Genomic DNA, 20,529 nt, shown 5'->3' with positions numbered 1-20,529 from the left:
GCGATCATCCGACCCGCTGCGCCTGGTACTCGGTGCGCTCGATCACCTCCGCCGTGTCGAGGTCACGCCAGAACTCGCCCGCGGCGTCGACGCGAGGGTCACTCGAGGCATCAGCTTCCTCCGCAGTCTCGATATACGTGTCAAGGTGGTGCGCGTCGACAAGCCAGTCCTCGGGTGAGTCGAGCGGGTTGCCCTGGGTCGTGATGACCATGCTGTCGGCCGATCCCGTGCCCTCTGGCGATCCGCCGCCTCGGAAACCAGGGACCGGGTCATCGGTGTGCACGAGTTGGATGATCGTCTGGTCATCGTCGAGGGTGGGTTCGACAGGGCTGCCCGCGGTGATCTGCATCTGCACGTCGTACACGCTCTCCATCCCGAGGTGCGCGGCGATCATCCCGGATTGCGAGTGCGCGACGACGTCGACCTCGTCACCGGGCTGGGCTCCCGCCGCATCGAGAGCCTCGAGCGTGGCCTGATACGACGCCGAGTCATGCTCGGTGTACAGCTCGAAGTTGGACTCGCTGTCCCACGGCTCCTTTCCGCTCCATCCGACGCTCTGCGTCCCTTTCAGATAGGCGACGTACTTCGTGCTGCCATCCGCGAAGGAGTACTTCTCGACTGCGATCTGCGCCCCCGCGGTGACCGGCATACGTTTCAGAGCGCCCGCAATGCCCGACGGTGCACCGCTGGGCGACGAGGTCTTCACCGGTGTGACCGAGACGCGATCGGTCGTGCCCTTCAGCGTCTCGCCGGGGTGTACCTTGCCGAAACCCGAGGTGATGCCCACCAGTGCTGCGATTCGGAACGCATCATCGTAGATATCGGGCGTCACGATGTTGCCGATCAGCCCTTCGAACCGCTCCGCCCGCCACTGGGTTTCGAGCTCCTCGGCCAGACCGGCGATGCGATCATCGGATGCCGCCAGCCGATCGGCACTTCGCATGAGTCGCTGCGCCGTGCTCGGGTCGGTGAGCGACAGCATCTCGGCCTCGGCCCGCAGCTCGACGTACTCGTAGGTATCGGCCATGAGGAGCGCGGAGGTGGCGGTGTCCTGGCAATCCGAATGGAGGCGGGCCAGGCGTTGCCCCGACGACCACAGCTCGACCGTGTCGACCTGGGCGCTGAAGCCCGGGGTGTCGAGGATGACCCGTTGGGCGCGCAGGAGCGCGGAGCGCGCGTCGTCGTAGCGCGAGGCGACGCCCTCGATTCGACGAGCGACGTCTCGGAGTGCGTCGGGGTCGACCGCGATGGCCCCGCCGTGGTCGATGGTCAGCCCTGTCACGAGAAGTCCGCTCCCTCTGCCTCGAATTCCCGGCTACGCGTCTCGGAGACCTCGACACGGGTCCGCACGCGCAGGTCATCGAGTGACTCCTGCATCGCGCGCACTCCGTCGGAATGCCAGTCGGTGTCGGAGGCGAGGACGGCGAGCGACGCGCCGACATCGTCGAGCGCATCGACAGCGGTGCCGAGCGCGGCGACGGCCTGGGCTTTCGCCCACGCGCCGTCGGCGGAGCCGGTCTGTGGGAGTGCAATGGAGTACATGCGCTCAGCATCCGCGATCCGTGCCGCCTGCGGAGGCCGAAAAGGCCCGCGATCGCAGGGATCGTGAGCAGCCCGTCGCCACCGTCATCCGTGCAGAAAGAGACGGTCGCCGCCGTCGCGCAGCACGCGGGCGTCGCGCGATCCGTCCTCGACCGGCAGAATAGGACGGTGACATCCCCGGATCCCTTCCGCGTGATCTTCGTGTGCACGGGGAACATCTGCCGCTCTCCGATGGCGGAGGTCGTCTTCCGCGATCTCGCCGAACGGCAGGGACTGGGGTCGCGCATCATCTCGCGCAGCGCCGGCACCGGCGACTGGCATCTCGGCGAGCGCGCCGATCACCGCACGCTCGACTCCCTCGCCCGGCGCGGGTACGACGGCTCCCAGCACCGTGCCAAGCAGTTCACCTTCGGATCCTTCGCCGAGAACGACCTGGTCGTGGCCCTCGACCGCACGCACGAGCGCATCCTGCGCGAGTGGGCGGGCAACGAGGACGAGGAGGGCAAGGTCACCCTGCTGCTCGCCTTCGACCCCGATGCCGCGAGCCAGGACGTCCCCGACCCGTACTACGCCGGCGCCGAGATGTTCGATTCGGTGCTCGGTATGATTGAGACGGCGACTCGCGGGCTTTTCCGCCAGCTCGAGCCGGCTCTTCGCCAGCCCCGCACGCCCCGCCGCCCTGGGGCCCGATCAGGAGGACTCCCCTGACTTTCCAGCCTTCGCTCCCGCCGCAGCCCCTCAGCCCTCTCGACGGTCGCTATCGCGGCGCCGTCACGGGCCTCGCCGACTTCCTCTCCGAGGCCGGCCTGAACCGCGCCAGGGTCGAGGTCGAGGTCGAATGGCTGATCGCCCTCACCGACCGGTCGCTGTTCGAGACCAGCCCGCTGTCGGATGACGACAAGGAGCGCCTGCGCTCCCTCTACCGCGACTTCGGACAGGCCGAGATCGACTGGCTCGCCGAGAAGGAAGCCGTCACCCAGCACGACGTGAAGGCGATCGAGTACCTGGTGCGCGACCGTCTGTCCTCCCTCGGTCTGGACGCGATCGCCGAACTCACGCACTTCGCCTGCACCAGCGAGGACATCAACTCCGCCTCGTACGCCCTGACCGTGAAGCGCGCGGTCGAGGAGGTCTGGCTCCCGGCTCTCGACGTCGTCATCGCCAAGCTGCGCGAGCTCGCCGCGGAGCACGCCGACGCCGCGATGCTCTCCCGCACCCACGGACAGCCCGCCACCCCGTCGACCATGGGCAAGGAGCTCGCGGTCTTCGCATGGCGCCTCGAGCGCGTCCGCTCGCAGATCGCGGCATCCGACTACCTCGCCAAGTTCTCGGGCGCGACCGGCACCTGGTCGGCGCACCTCTCGGCCGACCCCGACGCCGACTGGCCGACGATCTCCCGTGAGTACATCGAGGGCCTCGGCCTCGGCTTCAACCTGCTGACCACGCAGATCGAGTCGCACGACTGGCAGGTCGAGCTGTACGACCGCGTGCGTCACGCCGGCGGCATCCTGCACAACCTCGCCACCGACATCTGGACGTACATCTCGCTCGGATACTTCGCGCAGATCCCCGTGGCCGGCGCGACGGGCTCGTCGACCATGCCGCACAAGATCAACCCGATCCGCTTCGAGAACGCCGAGGCGAACCTCGAGATCTCCGGCGCACTGCTCGCCTCGCTCGGGCAGACGCTGGTCACCAGCCGCCTGCAGCGCGACCTGACAGACTCGACGACGCAGCGCAACATCGGCGTCGCCTTCGGCCACTCGCTGCTCGCGATCGACAACCTGCGGCGCGGCCTGGGAGCGATCTCGCTGTCCCGCGACGTGCTGCTCGCCGATCTCGACGTCAACTGGGAGGTGCTCGCCGAGGCCATCCAGACCGTCATCCGGGCCGAGGTGGTGGCCGGCCGCTCGTCGATCACCGACCCCTACGCGCTCCTCAAGGAGCTCACGCGCGGACACCGGGTGGGCGCAGCTGACCTCGCCGCGTTCGTCGAGGGGCTCGAGATCGGGGATGCGGCGAAGCAGCGTCTGCTCGCGCTGACCCCCGCGAGCTACACGGGCATCGCGGAGCAGCTCGCGAAGTAGTCTTCCGGGCCGGCTCGCGGCGTTGCTGGCTGCGGCGTCGCGGACGCGCCTGCCCGCGCGCCGTGCGCTGCGGGGCCAAAAGCGCGCCGCCCGTGCGCTGCGGGGCCAAAAGCGCGCCGCCCGCGCACTGCGGGGCCAAAAGTGCATTCCAAACCGACGACTCCGATGCGAAATTGACCCCGCACCGGAGGGGAGCGGCGGAGCGCGAGACTCGACGCGCTCCGCGAGGGACTAGGCCCGCGGCTCGCCGGAGAGCGCGCCTGCGGAATCTCGCGGCATGAAAGCTGCGGCGAGCAGGGTCAGCACCGCCACCACGGCAGCGCCGATGAACACCCAGACGGATGCCGAGATGATGGTCGCCGGGTCGTCGGGCCCCGCGCCCTGCGCGATGACCGAGTTCGAGATCGCCCCGAACACCGCCACCCCGAGCGCGCTGCCGGCGGACCGGGCGAAGGCGTTCATGCCGGTGACAGCGCCCCGCTCACCCCAGCCGACCGACGCCTGGGCCGCGATGAGGGTGGGAGCCGCGCTCCAGCCGAGGCCGAAGCCGAGGACGAAGGCGACGCCCGCGATCACGAAGGGGTTCGGCCACGGCGACACGACGGCGAGGGCGATGGTCGCGACGGCCGTGATCGACATCCCGGTCAGCGCGGTGCGTCGGAACCCGATCCGCAGATACAGCCGCCCCGCGTTCGCCGCTGCGAGCGGCCACCCGAGCGTCAACGCAGCGACCGCCAGCCCCGACAGCAGCGGCGCGATGCCGATCGAGCCCTCGAGGTAGGCGGGGGCGAAGCTCGTCACGCCAGTCATGAGCGCGCCGATGCCCAGCGAGACGATCGTCGTGGTCAGGATCAACGGGCGCGCCGCGAGGCGGAGGTCGACGATTGGCTCGGCGGCGCGCCGCTCGACGACGCCGAAGGCGACGAGGGCCGCAGCGCCGAGGCCGAAGCAGACGGCGCTCGGCACGGAGATCCAGTCCCAGGCGTTGCCGCCCTCGAGCATCCCGAGGATGAGTCCGGTGAGCCCGATCGTGAGCAGCACGGCTCCGGCGTAGTCGATACGGTGCCGCTGCGTCTGCTTCTGCTCGTGGTAGCGCCGCAGCAGCATCCATGCCGCCACCAGGCACAGGGGGATGTTGACCCAGAAGATCCACCGCCAGGCGTCGAGCTGGGCGAAGATCCCCCGAGTGCGGGTCCGACCACCGACGAGATGGCCCACACCGAGGCGATGTAGCCCTGCACCTTCGCTCGCTCGGCGACCGTGTAGATATCGCCGACGATCGTCATCGACATGGGGGCCACCGCACCGGCGCCGAGCCCCTGCACGATGCGGAAGACGATCAGAGCCGTCATGCTCCAGGCGAAGCCGGACAGCACCGAGCCGAGGAGGAACAGGGCGATCCCGAGCAGGATGATCGGCTTGCGCCCGACGGTGTCGGCGAAGCGCGAGTAGATCGGCACGCTCACCGCCTGGGCGAGCAGATACACCGAGAACAGCCACGGGAACTGCTGGTAGCTGCCGAGGTCGCGGACGATGCTGGGCACCGCCGTCGCCAGGATCGTCGCATCGATCGCGATCAGACCGGTCGCCAGCATCAGGGCGCCGAGCACCGGCCCGCGCTCCGACCGGAGTCCGATGGAGGCGCGGTCGATCGAGGCAGTCACTACAGGGACAAGCCGCACACGGCCGGGACTATTCCGAACGGATGCCGGAAGCCGACGAACCCGCGATCAGGAGGACGCGTCGCGACCGGTCTCGTCGGTGCTGTCGGTGTCGCCCGCGCCGTCGGAGGCATCCCGGTCGTACAGCACGGGACGATCGACCGTCTTGGTGACCTCAGCGGGGTCGACGACGAGGATGAGCATCGCGAGGAAGAGCAGCGTGACGATGAACGCACCGCCGCCGACGACGAGCCCGAGAGCGATCGGGGTCAGGCCCTCGTAGGTCCCGTTCGCGATCGCCGAGTTGACGCGAGCAGTGAAGGCGCCCGTCGACACGAGCGTCACGACTGCGGCGAAGATGCCGCACGCCAAGGCGATCGCCAGCAGGTGCAGGGGGCGCAGGATGTCGCGTCGGGTCGGCTTCTCGTCGCTCATCGCTCTCCTCCATGCCCGGCAGGAGCCGGGTCGTTGCCGGATGCCGGGGCGGTGGCCACCGCATCCGCTCTCTGCGGCGTCAGGCCGGCGATGGCGAGGAAGACGGCGACGATCGCGGCGTAGCCCCCGAACATCCCCACGCCCAGGATGATGCCGGTGAGTTCGAACTCCCCGGCACCGTCGATCGCATACGGCTGAACGAATCCGGCGGGGATCGCGAGCAGCAGCACCGCGAGCAGCAAGCCGAAGGCTCCGAGGGTGATGGAGTCCCTGGCTGCCGGATCGCCCGCGCGGCGTGCGCGCAGTCCGACGACGAGTTCGACCGTCCCGGTCGCGGCGGCCCACGCGGTCACCACGACGAAGAAGACATCATCCGTGCGCCAAGCTGGGACACCGGCTGCCATGCCCGCGACGAAGCCCACCAGGGCGAGGACCACGGAGGGCCAGCGCTGTCCTGCCGGAAAGACGAGCCACGCGGCGAGGATCAACACGAGCGCGGTGGTCAGGACGAAGCCGCTGAACACCGAGAGCCCGACGGCCGCCGAGTGATCGGGTGAGAAGGTGATCATCACAGCCGCGGCCGCGGCGAAGAGCGCGCGCAGCAGTTGTACGTGGCGCGCGGTGAACGCGCGAGCAGGGGCAGACATGACGATCCAGAGTCCTCCGGGGTATTCATCCCAGTCTACGCGGGAGCGCGGAGTGGGCGCGGCGCCCGCGGACGGAGGTTCTTCGCGGGGCCGGACGGATCTCCCCAGATCGATCGTCAGGCCCCGCGAAAGTACGCAGCGACGGGGGCGACACTGCGTCAGGTCGAACGATCGTGAGGTCGGGCACCCTGCTCACGACTGTTCAACCCACAGACCCCAGAAATAGCACCTCGTCCCCTACGCGATGCCGGTGTGGTCGTAAGCTCACTCTAGAGTTCGATTCTTCACATACCGGAGGGGGTGCTGTGATGAGTATGGAAAGTGGCATCCGCCGGTACGCCGACGCGTTCGCGGCGTCCCTCCGCGACGCGATCAATGCGCGTGGATTGACTTTGGCCCGACTGCACGAGCAGCTTCGAGCGCGCGGCAACAGCGTCTCGATGGCCACCCTCAGCTACTGGAGGTCCGGTGCCCGCCGCCCGGAGGGCGCGCAATCGATGGCCGCGCTCACCGACATCGAGCAGCTGCTGCACCTCGAGCCCGGCTCCCTCACCGCCCTGCTCGGCACGACGAATCGCACCGGACCGCTCGGCCCCAACCTCTTCCCCCTCGACGAGCGCGAACTCGAGGAGGCGGTGAAGGATGCCTTCGCCGCACTCGGCGCCGAATACCCCGACACATCCCGCGAGCTGACGACGCATTCCGTCACCGATGTCGACGCCGCCGGCAACGTCTCGTATTCGATCACCCGCAGCATCGTCCAGTCGACGGTCGGCACCGTCGCCTCGATCCCGTTCCTCGAGATGACGCCGGGCATCAGCACTCCGCCACCGCTCATCTCGGCCGTGTCCGGCGGCCGAATCTCCGCCCGCTATTCGCACCCGAACGGGGAGGTGCACGGCGTCCTCTTCGAACTGGAGGTGCCGTTGGCCGCTCCGAGCACCGCGATGGTCGAGTGGTCGGTCGAGTACCCCGCCGACTACCCGCCGCAGCGCGAGACGGGGCACGCCGTCGCTCGACAGTGCCGGGAGCTGCTGGTGTGGACGAGGTTCCACCCCGACGCCCTGCCCGACCGGCTCGAAGAGCGCGTCGAGACGCCGGACGGCGCCAAGACGACAGAGCTGTCGCTGGACGGCCGCACCTCGGTGCACCAGGTGCGCCGCGCGTTCGGACCGGGCGCCCTCGGCGTCAGCTGGAGCTACGCCGACGGACGCTGAGCGTCAGCCGGGCTGATCGCCCAGCGCCACCGGACGACCCGGCGTGTTCGACCACTGGCTCCACGAGCCGGGGAACACCTTGGCTTCGATCCCGATCTCGTCGAGGACCAATGCCGTATGCGCCGCCGTGACACCGGACCCGCAGTACGCCGCGACCGGAGTGCCGTTTGTCACGCCGACCGCGGCGAAGGTCGCCTGGAGCGTGTGCGTGTCGAGGATCTTGCCGTCGACGTCGAGGTGCGCCGCCATCGGCACGTTGCGCGCACCGGGAATGTGTCCGGCGACCGGGTCCAGCGGCTCATGCTCTCCGCGATACCGATCGGCCGCGCGCACGTCGAGCAGGACCCCGCCGGCCGGGAACGCCGCGGCCTCGTCGATCGAGATGGCCTCGGCCCCGATCTCCTCGAGCTCCACGTCGCCCGGCTCAGGGTGCACGTCGTCGGTCTCGAGCGGAAGACCGGCGGCGCCCCAGGCGCTCAGCCCGCCGTCGAGCACGCGGATCTTCACGCCCGCCTGACGCAGCAGCCACCACGCGCGCGCGGCCGCGAGCCCCTTGGCGTCGTCGTACGCCACCACCGTGTCGCCGCTCCGCACTCCCCAGCGTCGCGCGGCCTCCTGAAGCGTCGCGGTCGTCGGGAGCGGATGCCGGCCGTCTGACGGCTCCCCGTGCGTCGCGAGCTCGGTGTGGAGCGGAACGAACACCGCTCCCGGAATGTGCCCCGCCAGATAGTCCGCGTGGCCGTCGGGCCGATCGAGTCGCCATCGCACGTCGATCACTCGGATCGGTCCGCCGGATGCGCGCAGTTCGACCAGTTCCTCGACGCTTACGAAGTTGCTCATGATGCGAGGCTATCGAGACGACGTCGGAATCGCCCACCGGACCCCATCCGGGGGTCACATCGCCGATTCGCACGATTCGAGGCGGATGCCGGGGCGCCGCTAGGCTCGACCGGGCCGCGCCGAGAAGGGACCGCCGGGCCGCGCCGAGAAAGGACCGGATGTCCACCCGATTCCGCTGGATGAGCCTGCGTCGGCAGGAGGTCGCGCTCATCGCCGTCACGGCGGTCTGGGGCAGCACCTTCCTTCTCGTGCACTGGGCGATGCAGCATTCGGGTCCGTGGTTCTTCGTCGGCATCCGATTTCTGGTGGCCGGCATCATCAGTATCGTGATCTTCCGCAGCGCGCTGCGCGGCATCCGCTGGCGTGACATCGGCGCTGGCATCGCGATCGGCGTCATGATCTATCTCGGCTACGGCCTGCAGACCGTCGGGCTGCAGACCATCGACTCGAGCACGTCGGCCTTCATCACCGCGATGTACATCCCCCTCGTGCCCCTGGCCCAGTGGGCGGTGTTCCGCAAGCGCCCACCGGCCATGGCGTTCGTGGGTGCAGGACTCGCCTTCCTCGGCCTGATCCTCATCGCGGGTCCTGACGCGTTCGCGCTCACGCTGGGATCGGGCGAGATCCTCACCATGATCAGCACGCTGCCTATCGCGGCCGAGATCATCCTCATCAGCGTGTTCGCCGGCCGGATCGACCTCGGCCGGATCACGATCGTCCAGCTCCTCACTGCGGGAGTGCTCGGACTCCTGACGATGCCGGTCGTCGGAGAGGGGGTTCCGGAGTTCTCCTGGATCTGGGTCGGATGCGCGGTCGGGCTCGGGGCGGCGAGCTGCATCATCCAGCTCACGATGAACTGGGCGCAGAAGTCGATCTCGCCGACCCGCGCCACGATCATCTACGCGGGCGAGCCGGTGTGGGCGGCCGCGATCGGCCGCATCGCCGGGGAGCGCCTGCCCGTCACCGCGCTGATCGGCGGCGCACTCGTCGTGCTCGGCATCCTGGCCAGTGAGCTCCGGCTCGTGCGCCGCCGGGACGAGGCACCGGCCGCGGAGTAGGACCGGCTCCGACCCCGGCACCGGGATCGGCTCAGCGGCTCAGCGGCGGCGGTAGTCCTCGTCGGTCACGTGCTCGAGCCACGTCGTGGTGTCCCTCGGGTCGTCGGCACCCTCGAGGAGCGCAAGGTGCTGCATGAAGCAGTCCTCGTCGGCGCCGTGCCAGTGCTCCTCCCCCGGCGGTGTGTAGATCGTCTCGCCAGGCCGGGCCTCGACGACCGTTCCGTCACGTGTGCCGCACAGTGCGGTGCCCTCGGTGACGCGCAGGTACTGCCCGCGCGCGTGCGAATGCCACGCCGTGCGGGCTCCGGGCGCGAACCGGACGAGCCCTCCCGACATCCGCTGGTCCGCATCATGCGGGGCGATGATCGGGTCGAGCCAGACGTCGCCCGTGAACCATTCGGGCGGGTTCTTCACGGTCGGGATGCGTTCCTCGATGTGCATGTCTTGTCTCCTGTCGCGAGATCGAGCTGTCGCCGGCCGGGTCAGACCGTGAGCAGCACCTTGGTGGCGCGACGCTCGTCCATGGCGCGATAGCCCTCGGCGGCATCCTCGAGCGGAAGCGTGAGGTCGAACACCTTGCCGGGGTCGATCTTGCGGTCCCAGATGAGCTGGATCAGCTCCGGCAGGAAGCGGCGTACCGGCGCCGGACCGCCGTGCAGGTGCACGCCCGAGAAGAAGAGCTCCTCACCGGGCAGCGCGACGTCGTGCGAGACGCCGACGTACCCGACGTGACCGCCGGGGCGGGTCGCGCGGATGGCCTGCATCATCGACTCCTGCGTGCCGACGGCCTCGATCACCGAGTGCGCGCCGAGCCCGTTCGTGAGCTCCTTGATGCGGGCCACGCCCTCGTCGCCGCGCTCCTCCACGATGTCGGTCGCCCCGAACTCCCTCGCCAGTGCCTGGCGGTCGGCATGACGGCTCATCGCGATGATCCGCTCGGCGCCGAGTTCGCGTGCGGCGAGGATGCCGAGCAGACCCACCGCTCCGTCTCCGACCACGGCGACCGTCTTGCCCGGGCCGACCTCCGCGGCGACCGCGGCGAACCAGCCGGTGCCCAGCACGTCGGATGCCGCGAGCAGCGACGGGATCAGATCGGCGTCGGGCTGCCCCGGCGTCGCGACGAGCGTCCCGTCCGCGTGCGGGATGAGCGAGTACTCGGCCTGGGTTCCGAACATCCCCATCGGCACGACGTGCACGCAGCGGGACTGGTAGCCGGCCTGGCAGATCTCGCAGGTGTTGTCGGAGGCCATGAACGATCCGACGACGAAGTCGCCGACCTTCACGGTCTTCACCTCGGCGCCGATCTCCTCGACGACGCCGACGTACTCGTGACCCATCGGGTCGTGGTCGACGTCGTTCGCGCCGCGGTAGGGCCACAGGTCCGATCCGCAGATGCAGGTCGCGGCGATGCGGATCACGGCATCCGTCGGCCGGGTGATGGTCGGCTTCTCGCGGTCCTCGACGCGAACGTCGCCGGGTGCGTACATGACTACTCCACGCATGAGTGGTGCTCCTTCGGTCTCGTCCCTCCAGTAGACGCCACATCCGCCGGGAGCGGGAGGTACTGACAGAGCACCCCTTTCGGGAATACCGCAGCGTCCGTCGCGTTTCACTCGACATGATTGAAACTTCAACCGTCGTTCCGGTCGCGACCGAGCGGACGCGGGTGCGCGTCCCGATGCGCTTCGCCGACGGGTTCTCGACCACTGCGGATGTCGTCACGTTCGACGGTCTCGTCGACGGCCGCGAGCACCTGCTGCTCGGACTCGGCGATTGGAAGGGCGCGCTGGAGCGCGCAGCCGACGGCGGGGATGCGCCTCTCGTGCGCCCGCACAGCGAATGCCTGACCGGCGATGTCTTCGGATCCGAGCGCTGCGACTGCGGTCCGCAGCTGCGGGAAGCCGTCGAGCGCATCGCCGAGGAAGGCGGATTCCTCCTCTATCTGCGCCAGGAAGGACGGGGCATCGGCCTCTACGCCAAGCTCGACGCCTATGCGCTGCAGGACGCAGGGCTCGACACCTACGAGGCGAATGTCGCTCTCGGCCGTGGCGAGGACGAGCGCGACTACACGGTCGCAGCGCAGATGCTGCGCACAGTGGGCGCCTCCGACATCCGGCTCCTGAGCAATAACCCCGACAAGGCGGCGCAGCTCGAATCGCTCGGCATCCGCGTCACCGAGCAGATCCGCACGGGCGTGCACCTCTCGGCGGCGAACCACCGTTACCTCGAGGCCAAGCGCGACCACACCTCGCACACGCTCGACCTGTCCGCCGCGTGAGGGCCGCGACCGGAAGTGACATCATGAGCGATCGCCGACTGGATGACTCCGAGATGGCGACGTGGCTGCCGACCATCCGCTTCGTACAGCTGCTGCCGCAGGTGCTCGACCGCACCCTGAAAGCCGAGACGGGTCTCAAGCACTCGCACTACGCGATCCTCGTGACGCTCGCGGGCCAGGGCGATCGCGCGATCCCGATGACCGAGCTCGCGCAGATCGCTGGCCTCAGCCGGTCGCGACTCAGCCACGCGATCGACTCGCTGGAGGAGCGAGGCTGGGTGACCCGGACGTCGTGCAGCAGCGACCGGCGCACACTGACCGCTGCGCTCACCGAGGCCGGTCGCGAGCTGCTCCGCACTGCTGCCCCGGTGCACGTGGCGCAGATCCGTGCGCTGATCCTCGATCCGCTCACGGACGCCGAGCGGGAGCAGTTGGGCGCGATCCTCGCGAAGTTGACGCCCGGAGTCGCCGCCGCTCTCTGACTCAGGCCTCCGGAATCTCCCGTCCGAAGGTCTCGAGCGTCACGTCTTCGGGCTCGGGTCCGCGGCGCACCCCGGTGTCGAGAGCATCGATCGCACTGAGCTGATCGGCGGTGAGCTCGAAGTCGAACACATCGAAGTTCTCGGCGATCCGGGCGGGCCGCACCGACTTCGGAAGCGCGGAGCGTCCCTGCTGCAGGTGCCAGCGCAGCATCACCTGAGCGGGCGACTTGCCGTGCTCGGCAGCGATGGCGGTGAGGGCCTCGTCGTCGAAGACGGATGCGCCGGTGGGGCGGTACGCCGTGATGCCGCCGATCGGCGACCAGGCCTGCGTGACGGTGCCGACCGCGGCGTCCGCCTGCTGCACCTCACGCTGCTGGAAGTACGGGTGCACCTCGATCTGGTTGATCGCCGGGACGATGCTCGTCTCGGCCGCCAGCTCCTCGAGGTGCTCCACCATGAAGTTGCTGACGCCGATGGCGCGCACCCGGCCGTCGGCGAGCAGGGTCTCGAGTGCCTTGTAGGCGCCGAGCGTGAGGTCGAAGCGCGTCGGCAGCGCCTGGTGCAGGATCAGCAGGTCGAGCTGGTCGACACCGAGCTTGCCGGTCGACTTCTCGAACGCGTGCAGTGTCTCGTCGTAGCCGAAGTCGCTGATCCAGACCTTGGTCTCGATGAAGACCTCGTCGCGCGGGATGCCGGTGCGGCGTATCGCCTCGCCGACCTCGCGCTCGTTGCCGTAGGCGGCGGCGGTGTCGATGAGGCGGTAGCCCGTCTCGAGTGCGGCGCTGACGGCATCGACCGTCTCGTCCGGTGCGGTCTGGAAGACCCCGAAGCCGAGGGCCGGCATCTCGATGCCGTTGTTGAGGGTGATGTTGATGACCATGTCTTCAGTGTGCGGCTGACGCTCCTGCACGAGGGAGAGTCCATCAGTACCTCCCTCGATCGGGGAGACGGGCGTACCGTCGAAGGTATGGACACTCGCAGCGAGGTGCGCGAATTCCTCACATCGAGGCGCGACCGCATCACCCCGGACCAGGCCGGCCTTCCCGCGTTCGGCGGTGCGCAACGGCGGGTGCCCGGCCTGCGTCGCGAAGAGGTGTCGCTGCTCGCCGGCGTCAGCGTCGACTACTACACCCGCCTCGAGCGGGGCGATCTGTCCGGCGTGTCCGACGGCGTCCTCGACGCGCTCGCCCGCGCACTGCAGCTCGACGAGGCCGAGACCGCGCACCTGTTCGACCTCGCTCGTACGGCCAACGCGTCGCCCGTCGTGCGCACTGCGCGCAAGAAGACGGGCACGCTGCGCCCCAGCATCCTGCGCCTGCTCGACGCGATGACGGAGGCGCCCGCGATCGTGCGCAACAACTACTTCGACTATCTGGCCGCCAATGCGCTCGGCCGGGCGCTCTACTCCCCCGTCTTCACGGTTCCGGCACCGAACAGCGCGCGATTCGCGTTCCTCGACCCGACCGCGAAGGAGTTCTACCCCGAATGGGAGCGCAACACCCAGGAACTCGTGGCGGCGATGCGCGGCGAAGCCGGCCGCAATCCGTTCGACCGCAAGCTCACCGATCTCGTGGGCGAGCTGTCGACCCGCAGCGAGCGCTTCCGCACTCTGTGGGCGGCGCACAACGTGCGCTTCCACCGCAGCGGAGTCAAGAAGATCAACCATCCGATCGTGGGCGAGATGGAGCTGACCTACGAGGCGTTCGAGCTGCCGGCCGATCCCGGCCTGCAGATGTCGACGTACACGACGGAGCCGGGGTCTGCATCGGAGGAGAAGCTGCGGATGCTCGCCAGCTGGGCGGCGACGGATGCTGCCGCGACTCCTGCAGCTGCCGCGGAGCGCACCGAGGCGTGACCTCGAGTCAGACCCCCGGCACCGCCACCCGCCCGCTCGTTCTGCTCTGAGCAGAACGCCTCGAACCGGGCCGACGGTGCGGATTATCGTGAGGCATGGCCGACCTCGTCCCGTTCCCCCGCACACCTCGTCCTGCTCGGCACCGGCGCAGCGATCCCGAACCCCTGTGGCGTCAGCTGCTGGGCGATCAGCTGCGACGCCGACGACACGACCGCGACGAGACGCTCACCGAGACGGCCGAGAAGGCCGGTGTCTCCCCCCAGTACCTTTCGGAGGTCGAGCGAGGCCTCAAGGAGCCGTCGAGCGAGATGATCGCCGCGATCGCCGGAGCCCTCGACACGTCACTGATCGAGCTCACGAGTGCCGTGTCCGACGAGCTGCGCCAGGCGGCGACGGCTCCGGCATCCGCTTCGATGTCCGCTTCGATGTCGTCGACGGTGTCGGTTTCGGTGCGGGGCGCTTTCGCCCTCGCCGCCTGACGCTCACCCGCTGCCCCCGTCCGAATGCAGGACTTCAGCGCGGATGCAGGACCAAATCGGCCACATCGTCCTGCCTCCGCGCTGTCGTCCTGCGTCCGAGCGGGCGGCGGCACCGCCGGCTCACACCACCCGCTCGCCCAGCACGGTATCGATCAGGCCGTAGTCGAGGGCGGCGGATGCCGTGAAGACGCGGTCCCGGTCGGTGTCGGCGCGCAGCTCTGCGAGGGAACGTCCGCTGTGCCTGGCGAGGATCGCCTCCATATCGGCGCGGACGCGCACGACCTCGTCGGCCGCGAGGATGAGGTCGGGGATCGCCCCGCGAGACTGCCCGGCCGGCTGGTGCAGCACGATGCGCGCGTGCGCCAACGCCGCCCGCTGACCCGGGGCACCTGCCGCGACCAGCAGCGCCGCTGGCCCGATCGCCTGCCCCACGCACGTCGTCGCGATCGCAGGACGAACGTGCTGCATCGTGTCGTAGATCGCCAGCGCGGCTCCCGGATCCCCACCCTCGCTGTTGATGTAGAACTGGATGCCGGAATCCTGGCTGTCGGCATCCAGGTGCAGCAGCTGCGCGATGAGCGCGTTCGCCACCCCCGCGTCGATCCCGGTGCCGAGATAGATGACCCGCTCGGCGAGCAGGTGGGAGTAGACGTCCATGACCCGCTCACCCCGCGGATGCTGCGCGATGACGTTCGGGATCGTGTAGCCGCTCATGCGCCGGCCCCCAATCCGACCCTCGCCCGGCGTCGTGGCAGCAGATGGGCCGCCGAGTCGACGATCTCGTCGATGAACCCGTACTCCCTCGCCTGTTCCGCGGTGTACCAGCGGTCGTGCAGCGAATCCTCGAAGATGCGCTCCCTGGGCTGACCGGTGTCCTCCGCGATGAGCCCGAGCACGGTGTCGCGCATGTGGCGCAGGTCGTCGGCCTGCGTCTCGATCTCGACCGCGGAGCCGCCGATGCCGGCCGACCCCTGATGCATGAGGATGCGCGCGTGCGGCAGTGCCCGGCGCTTGCCCTTCGTGCCGGCCGAGAGCAGGAACTGCCCGGCGCTGCACGCGAGGCCGAGGGCGAGGGTCGACACGTCGTTCGGCACCAGGGTCATGAGGTCGCGGATGGCCAGCATCGACGGCACCGAACCGCCGGGCGAGTGGATCCACAGGGCGATCTCGGCGGTCGGATCCTCGGCCGAGAGGGTCAGCAGCTGCGTCATCAGCAGGGTGCCGTTGTCGTCGTCGAGGGCGCCGTCGAGCACGAGGATGCGCTCGTGGAACAGCGCGCGCCTGGCATCGGGTCCGAACCGCGGGATGGGGGTGTCTTCGCTCATGCCCCCAGCATCCGCCGCCATGAACGCGATCGGGACGGTCTCTGCCCGAGGCGGATCAGCCCACGGCAGAAGGAGAGGATGCAGCCCTCGGAACCCCCGCGTAACACCCGCGACTCACGGCACTCCTACCCTCGAGGCATGGCGAAGAAGAAGGCACCCGAGTGGCAGTGGTCCGAGGACGGCATCAACTTCCGCACCCGCAAATGGGTGCGTCCGGAGGATCTCAACGCGAACGGCTCGCTGTTCGGCGGCAGCCTCCTGAAGTGGATCGACGAGGAGGCGGCGATCTACGCGATCGTGCAGCTCGGGAACTACCGCGCGGTCACCAAGCACATCTCCGAGATCAACTTCGAGGCCTCCGCGGTGCAGGGCGACCTGATCGAGATCGGCCTGCAGGCGACCCATTTCGGCACCACGTCACTCACCATGCGCGCCGTCGCGCGCAACATGATCACCCGCAAGCGCATCCTCACGATCGAGAAGATCGTCTTCGTGAGCCTCGACGAGGACGGCGCCCCCACCCCGCACGGATACAGCGAGATCACCTACAACCGGGATCGGATGCCGACCGAGCGGCTGGCCACGGGGACCATCCGCCTTCCGTAGCGTGGGGCCGGAAGGCGGATGGTCGGCATCCCCTGCATCCCCTGCATCCTTTGCATCCCCTGTATCCCTTGCGAAGGAGAACTCATCCAGCGAAGGACCCGAGTGGGAATCGACTCCTTCGGAGCGAGAGATCTCCTTCGCAGCGAGCGGATGCCGGGACAGCGGATGCCGGGACAGCGGGTGCCGGGCCGCGCCTCAGGCCACGGCGCGGCGGTGGCTGACGCGATGACCGACCCAGAACCCGACCGCGATGAGTCCCGCCAGTGCGACGACGAGCATCCACGGCAGCATCGACGGCGCCGCACCGGCTGTGGCCGTCGCGAGCGTGCCGGAGCCATCGGCGATGAGGCCGTTGCCCTCGGCGAGGTCGGCCGCGCCGACCTCCAGCCTGTCTCCGCCCGCGGCCAGCTCTCCGGAGCCGGCGGCCACGGTCGCCGCACCGTCGGACAGATCCCCGACACCCGTACTGAGGTCGAAGGCGCCGACCCTCAGCGTCTCCGCACCCTGCGCGAGCGCGGTGGCCCCGGCGTCGAGGTCAGCGGCACCCGAGCTGAGACGCACGGATCCGTCATGCAGCGAGGTCGCGCCGGATGCCAGCGACTCCAGCCCCGTGAGCAGCGAGCCCGTGCCGGCGGCGAGCGTGCCGGTACCCGCCTTGAGCTCCTGCGCTCCGGCGACGAGCGCGGGCGCGCCCCGCGGAGACACGAGCGCGACGGTGCCCGGCCACCCCTGGGTGGCATCGCCGTTCACGAGGGCGTTCGCACCCGCGGCCAACTTCTTCGAGGCGTCGACCGTAGCGAGGGTCCCCCCGGCGAGCCCGGGTGCCGCTGCGGCGGCACCGGCGATGCCGTCGACCTGCTGATCCAGACCGGCGGCGAGCATCGCGAGCTGGTCGAGCTGAGTGCCCTCGGCTCCGTCGCTGGCGGCCAGCTGCTTCAGGGCGTCGGCGAGCTTCTGCGAGTTCACCGGCGCACCCCCTGCCGCACCCTTGATGGCGGCCGCCGCCGTGGGGTCTGCAAGGGCCTGAAGCTGCGGGATGGCGGCGGCCGGGACCGCGGCGTCGACCTTGGTCTTGAAGTCGTTCGCTCCGACGAGCAGCTTGTTCGCGACCTGGTGGGCACCGTTCACTCCCGCGGAGAGTGTGGTCGCGCCGTCGACGAGGCGCTGCGCTCCGGCATCCAGATCCGCGGCACCCGAGTCGAGCCGCTGCGCGCCCGAGAGCGCCGACGTCGTGCCGGCACTGAGCCGAGCAGCTCCGTCCGCAGCGTTCGAGGCGCCAACGGCGAGTGTGTCGGCACCGATGGCGAGAGCCGCGGCACCCGTCGACGCGCTCTGCGCTCCGGCTGCCACCTTCTCCGACCCGGTGTGCGCGCTGTCGGCTCCAGCGGCCAGCTTCTCGCTTCCGGCGGCGAGTTCATCCACGCCGGCCGAGAGATCACCGGCACCTGCCGCGAGATCCGCCGATCCGTCCCTCGCGGTGGTCGTTCCGTCTGCGAGCTCGGCAGCACCGGCCGCGATCTTGCCCGTGGTCAGGAAGAACAGGATCACCATCGCGGCCAATAGCAGGCTCAGCACGATCACGGCGATGCGCATGCCGATTCCGTGCGCGTGGGGCTTTGCACTCGTCATTGAGAACTCCCGGGGGTCAGTGGCGTCGTTGCCACCGGCGAGTGTATGGGCGTGCTCTCAGGTGCTGCACAGGTTTGCGCCGTGGAACCAGATCCCGTCAGACTTGAGACTCAGTTCCTTGTAGCTGATCCACAAACCGGTCCTTCATCGGGTCCGCCGCAGGCGGGAGAGTGGAGAAGGCTCCCGCAAGATCCGCGATCAGGTCGTCGGCGTTCTCGAGGCCGATCGACAGACGCAGCACGTCCGAGTCCGGCCGCGCATCCGCAGGCACGGGCCGATGCGTGAGAGCAGCGGGATGCTGGATCAGCGAATCCACGCCGCCGAGCGAGACCGCGTGCGTGAACAGCGCGGTGGACGTCACGACGGCGGATGCCGCGGAGTACCCGCCGCGCATCCGCATCGCGATCATCGCGCCCGTCCCGCGCATCTGCCGACCGAGGATGCCCTGCGGGTCGCCGTCGACTCCGGGATAGAACACCTCGGCGACCTCGGGGCGATCGAGCAGCCACTCGACGACGCGCCGCGCGCTCTCCTGCTGGGCGCGCATGCGCACCGGGAGGGTCGTCAATCCGCGGTGCAGGAGGTACGCGCCCAGCGGATGCAGCAGCCCGCCGGTCACCGCGCGCACTCGGCGCAGCGCCTCGGCCGTGTCCTCGCTGCACGCGACGACCCCGGCGATGACATCGCCGTGCCCACCGAGATACTTCGTGGCACTGTGCAGCGACATCGCCGCCCCGAGTGCGATCGGATTCTGCAGCACCGGCGTGGCGAAGGTGTTGTCGACGACCACCGGCACGGTCCCGGCCTGTGCGACCACCGCAGCGATGTCGGCGATGTCGAGGGTGGGATTGGCCGGCGTCTCGACGACGACCAGGCCGGTGTCGGGACGGATCGCGGACGCCACCTCCGTCGGGTCGCAGTACGTCGTCTGCACCCCCAGGAGTCCAGAGCCCAGCAGATGGTCCGTGCCGCCGTACAGCGGCCGCACCGCGACCACGTGACTCTTGCCGGCAGCGGGGCCGTGCGCCAGGATGACGGCGGTCATCGCGGCCATCCCCGACGAGAAGGCGACCGAGGCCTCGGCGTGCTCGAGCTCGGCGAGCGCATCCTCGAATCGCGCGACCGTCGGGTTCCAGAGCCGCGCGTAGACCATGCTGCCGTCGGCGGGAGGACGGCCGCCCATGGCCATCGCCTCGTAGGAGTCGCCGCCGCGCTCGATGTCCGGGAGCGGGTTGGTCGTCGACAGGTCGATGGGGAGCGCATGCACGCCGAGGCCTTCGAGGTCGGAGCGGCCGCTGCGCACAGCGAGGGTGTCGGGATGCCACGGTGCAGTCATCCCCTCACGTTGCCCGAAACGCGGTGGTCGCGCGTCGATTCGACAGGATCCGTCACTCTTTGCGCCGATCCCGCTATTCTGAGTCGATTACTCGCCGAAGGAGGCGCGGACGTTGACGAAAGCACAACTCGATGAGGTCGACCTCGAGATCCTCGCCGCCCTCACCCGCGACGCCGAGATCACCAACAAGGCGCTCGCGCACTCGCTGGGTCTCGCCGAGTCGACCTGCGCGCATCGCGTCCGCGCGCTGCGCGAGCGCGGCGTGATCCGCGACACCAGGGTCAGGGTCGACGAGGCTGCACTGGGCTACCCGCTGCAGGCCATGATTAAGGTGCGGCTCGCCAATCACACGGGGCCGACGGTCACCGCGCTCTTCGACGCCCTCGCCGGCATCCCGCGCGTGCTGCAGGTGTTCCACGTGGCCGGGGTCGACGACTTCCTCGTGCACGTGGCCGTGCAGGATGCCACGGCGCTGCGCGACATCGTTCTCGAGCACATCACGATCCACCCCGTCGTCCGCGGAACGGAGACGCAGCTGGTGTTCGAGCTGCGCGACGGCACCGGCCTGCTCGGTCGGTGACGCGGGCGCCCGGCGTCGCGGAGACGTCAGCCGGCGAGCGCGGGCTGACTGCCCGTGCTCGGCGCCACGGTTACGCGTGGCGCCGTCACCGTCTCCGGCGCATCGGCGAGTGCCTGTGCACGTGCGGTACGCGCGGCCTCCCGCGCCGGCGCACCTGCGCCCAGCGCCCCGCGACCGATCGCACCGATGATCAGCATCGCGACGAGCGACGCTCCCGCGATCACCAGTGGCAGCCACTGGCTGGCGAATGAGGCGGTGGAGCTCAGCATGGCGCTCGGAATCCAGAGTCCGACCGCTCCACCGACCAACCCCGCCGCGCCGCGCATGATCGCGATGCCGGCGACGATCGCGCAGATCGCGGCGAGCACCGCTCCCACAGTTCCGATCGGCACCAGAATCGATGCCAGTTCGTTTGCCACCCTTGATGACGTCATCATGACCCCCCCGGTCGACGGACCCTCCGTACAACCAA

The 20,529-nt window shown here is 69.5% G+C and carries 23 protein-coding genes and 1 pseudogene; 10 read left to right on the top strand and 14 right to left on the bottom strand.

Translation table 11 applies throughout. The features are described from left to right. Window positions 1–4 precede the first annotated feature (4 nt). Both BLW44_RS02355 and BLW44_RS02350 read right to left on the bottom strand, forming a co-directional pair. Window positions 5–1,282 (bottom strand): hypothetical protein, encoded by a 1,278-nt coding sequence (locus BLW44_RS02355; RefSeq protein ID WP_060928642.1) that lies wholly within the window; start codon window positions 1,280–1,282, stop codon window positions 5–7. Beyond that, window positions 1,279–1,542, bottom strand: coding sequence for a hypothetical protein (locus BLW44_RS02350; protein WP_060928643.1), 264 nt, complete (start codon window positions 1,540–1,542; stop codon window positions 1,279–1,281). The genes BLW44_RS02355 and BLW44_RS02350 overlap by 4 nt, the downstream gene beginning before the upstream one ends. A gap of 168 nt (window positions 1,543–1,710) precedes the next feature. On the opposite strand from BLW44_RS02350, the gene BLW44_RS02345 reads away from it, so the two are divergent. Together BLW44_RS02345 and purB are read left to right on the top strand one after the other, a co-directional pair. Further along, on the top strand, window positions 1,711–2,250 hold the full coding sequence (locus BLW44_RS02345) for a low molecular weight protein-tyrosine-phosphatase (protein ID WP_174521389.1): 540 nt from the start codon (window positions 1,711–1,713) through the stop codon (window positions 2,248–2,250). Then, window positions 2,247–3,629, top strand: coding sequence for an adenylosuccinate lyase (purB, locus tag BLW44_RS02340; protein ID WP_060928644.1), 1,383 nt, complete (start codon window positions 2,247–2,249; stop codon window positions 3,627–3,629). Before BLW44_RS02345 ends, purB begins: the two co-directional genes overlap by 4 nt. A gap of 231 nt (window positions 3,630–3,860) precedes the next feature. Here the strand turns inward: purB and BLW44_RS02335 are convergent. The 3 genes and pseudogenes from BLW44_RS02335 to BLW44_RS02325 all read right to left on the bottom strand — a co-directional run bounded on the left by BLW44_RS02335 (window position 3,861) and on the right by BLW44_RS02325 (window position 6,372). Beyond that, a pseudogene (locus tag BLW44_RS02335) lies at window positions 3,861–5,293 on the bottom strand (MFS transporter). 66 nt (window positions 5,294–5,359) lie between these two features. Then, the gene (locus BLW44_RS02330; protein ID WP_060927687.1) at window positions 5,360–5,725 is read right to left on the bottom strand and encodes a hypothetical protein; all 366 of its coding nucleotides are present in this window, start codon (window positions 5,723–5,725) and stop codon (window positions 5,360–5,362) included. Further along, window positions 5,722–6,372, bottom strand: coding sequence for a hypothetical protein (locus BLW44_RS02325; protein ID WP_060927688.1), 651 nt, complete (start codon window positions 6,370–6,372; stop codon window positions 5,722–5,724). Before BLW44_RS02325 ends, BLW44_RS02330 begins: the two co-directional genes overlap by 4 nt. A gap of 308 nt (window positions 6,373–6,680) precedes the next feature. On the opposite strand from BLW44_RS02325, the gene BLW44_RS02320 reads away from it, so the two are divergent. Continuing rightward, entirely contained in the window at window positions 6,681–7,589 is a 909-nt protein-coding gene (locus tag BLW44_RS02320; RefSeq protein WP_060927689.1) for a hypothetical protein, read from the top strand. 3 nt (window positions 7,590–7,592) lie between these two features. On the opposite strand, the gene BLW44_RS02315 is transcribed toward BLW44_RS02320, so the two are convergent. Further along, window positions 7,593–8,429: a sulfurtransferase gene (locus tag BLW44_RS02315; RefSeq protein WP_060927690.1), complete on the bottom strand. Its 837-nt coding sequence runs from the start codon at window positions 8,427–8,429 to the stop codon at window positions 7,593–7,595. A 158-nt stretch (window positions 8,430–8,587) separates the two neighbouring features. Between BLW44_RS02315 and BLW44_RS02310 the strand changes: the two genes are divergently transcribed. Then, window positions 8,588–9,487 carry a DMT family transporter gene (locus BLW44_RS02310; RefSeq protein WP_060927691.1) on the top strand — a complete coding sequence of 300 codons (900 nt, stop codon included), beginning with the start codon at window positions 8,588–8,590 and terminating at the stop codon, window positions 9,485–9,487. 39 nt (window positions 9,488–9,526) lie between these two features. Here BLW44_RS02310 and BLW44_RS02305 read toward each other — a convergent pair whose 3' ends face one another. Together BLW44_RS02305 and BLW44_RS02300 are read right to left on the bottom strand one after the other, a co-directional pair. Further along, window positions 9,527–9,928: a (R)-mandelonitrile lyase gene (locus BLW44_RS02305; protein WP_060927692.1), complete on the bottom strand. Its 402-nt coding sequence runs from the start codon at window positions 9,926–9,928 to the stop codon at window positions 9,527–9,529. A gap of 41 nt (window positions 9,929–9,969) precedes the next feature. After that, window positions 9,970–10,989 carry a zinc-dependent alcohol dehydrogenase family protein gene (locus BLW44_RS02300; RefSeq protein ID WP_060927693.1) on the bottom strand — a complete coding sequence of 340 codons (1,020 nt, stop codon included), beginning with the start codon at window positions 10,987–10,989 and terminating at the stop codon, window positions 9,970–9,972. Between the two features lie 116 nt (window positions 10,990–11,105). On the opposite strand from BLW44_RS02300, the gene BLW44_RS02295 reads away from it, so the two are divergent. Further along, window positions 11,106–11,765 carry a GTP cyclohydrolase II gene (locus BLW44_RS02295; RefSeq protein ID WP_060927694.1) on the top strand — a complete coding sequence of 220 codons (660 nt, stop codon included), beginning with the start codon at window positions 11,106–11,108 and terminating at the stop codon, window positions 11,763–11,765. 23 nt (window positions 11,766–11,788) lie between these two features. Continuing rightward, the gene (locus BLW44_RS02290) at window positions 11,789–12,247 is read left to right on the top strand and encodes a MarR family winged helix-turn-helix transcriptional regulator (RefSeq protein ID WP_060927695.1); all 459 of its coding nucleotides are present in this window, start codon (window positions 11,789–11,791) and stop codon (window positions 12,245–12,247) included. A gap of 1 nt (window position 12,248) precedes the next feature. Here BLW44_RS02290 and BLW44_RS02285 read toward each other — a convergent pair whose 3' ends face one another. Further along, window positions 12,249–13,127 carry an aldo/keto reductase gene (locus BLW44_RS02285; protein ID WP_060927696.1) on the bottom strand — a complete coding sequence of 293 codons (879 nt, stop codon included), beginning with the start codon at window positions 13,125–13,127 and terminating at the stop codon, window positions 12,249–12,251. A gap of 87 nt (window positions 13,128–13,214) precedes the next feature. Between BLW44_RS02285 and BLW44_RS02280 the strand changes: the two genes are divergently transcribed. Continuing rightward, window positions 13,215–14,102 (top strand): helix-turn-helix transcriptional regulator, encoded by an 888-nt coding sequence (locus BLW44_RS02280; protein WP_060927697.1) that lies wholly within the window; start codon window positions 13,215–13,217, stop codon window positions 14,100–14,102. A 95-nt stretch (window positions 14,103–14,197) separates the two neighbouring features. After that, window positions 14,198–14,581, top strand: coding sequence for a helix-turn-helix domain-containing protein (locus BLW44_RS02275; RefSeq protein ID WP_060927698.1), 384 nt, complete (start codon window positions 14,198–14,200; stop codon window positions 14,579–14,581). Window positions 14,582–14,701: 120 nt separating this feature from the next. On the opposite strand, the gene BLW44_RS02270 is transcribed toward BLW44_RS02275, so the two are convergent. Further along, window positions 14,702–15,295, bottom strand: coding sequence for a ClpP family protease (locus BLW44_RS02270; protein ID WP_060927699.1), 594 nt, complete (start codon window positions 15,293–15,295; stop codon window positions 14,702–14,704). Continuing rightward, window positions 15,292–15,906, bottom strand: coding sequence for a ClpP family protease (locus BLW44_RS02265; RefSeq protein WP_060927700.1), 615 nt, complete (start codon window positions 15,904–15,906; stop codon window positions 15,292–15,294). Before BLW44_RS02265 ends, BLW44_RS02270 begins: the two co-directional genes overlap by 4 nt. 138 nt (window positions 15,907–16,044) lie before the next feature. On the opposite strand from BLW44_RS02265, the gene BLW44_RS02260 reads away from it, so the two are divergent. Further along, window positions 16,045–16,512: an acyl-CoA thioesterase gene (locus BLW44_RS02260; protein ID WP_074731543.1), complete on the top strand. Its 468-nt coding sequence runs from the start codon at window positions 16,045–16,047 to the stop codon at window positions 16,510–16,512. A 195-nt stretch (window positions 16,513–16,707) separates the two neighbouring features. On the opposite strand, the gene BLW44_RS02255 is transcribed toward BLW44_RS02260, so the two are convergent. Together BLW44_RS02255 and BLW44_RS02250 are read right to left on the bottom strand one after the other, a co-directional pair. Further along, window positions 16,708–18,141 (bottom strand): hypothetical protein, encoded by a 1,434-nt coding sequence (locus tag BLW44_RS02255; protein WP_139305223.1) that lies wholly within the window; start codon window positions 18,139–18,141, stop codon window positions 16,708–16,710. Between the two features lie 97 nt (window positions 18,142–18,238). Continuing rightward, window positions 18,239–19,477: a trans-sulfuration enzyme family protein gene (locus BLW44_RS02250; RefSeq protein WP_060927702.1), complete on the bottom strand. Its 1,239-nt coding sequence runs from the start codon at window positions 19,475–19,477 to the stop codon at window positions 18,239–18,241. Window positions 19,478–19,589: 112 nt separating this feature from the next. Here BLW44_RS02250 and BLW44_RS02245 point away from each other — a divergent pair, with 112 nt between their 5' ends. After that, on the top strand, window positions 19,590–20,057 hold the full coding sequence (locus BLW44_RS02245) for an Lrp/AsnC family transcriptional regulator (protein ID WP_060927703.1): 468 nt from the start codon (window positions 19,590–19,592) through the stop codon (window positions 20,055–20,057). Between the two features lie 26 nt (window positions 20,058–20,083). On the opposite strand, the gene BLW44_RS02240 is transcribed toward BLW44_RS02245, so the two are convergent. Continuing rightward, entirely contained in the window at window positions 20,084–20,476 is a 393-nt protein-coding gene (locus BLW44_RS02240; protein WP_060927704.1) for a hypothetical protein, read from the bottom strand. Window positions 20,477–20,529 lie beyond the last annotated feature (53 nt).

The sequence above is a fragment of the Microbacterium hydrocarbonoxydans genome, from assembly GCF_900105205.1.
Taxonomy (GTDB): Bacteria; Actinomycetota; Actinomycetes; order Actinomycetales; family Microbacteriaceae; genus Microbacterium; species Microbacterium hydrocarbonoxydans.
Note: the sequence above shows the minus strand (reverse complement) of the source record. Positions and strands in the feature narration are given on the sequence as shown.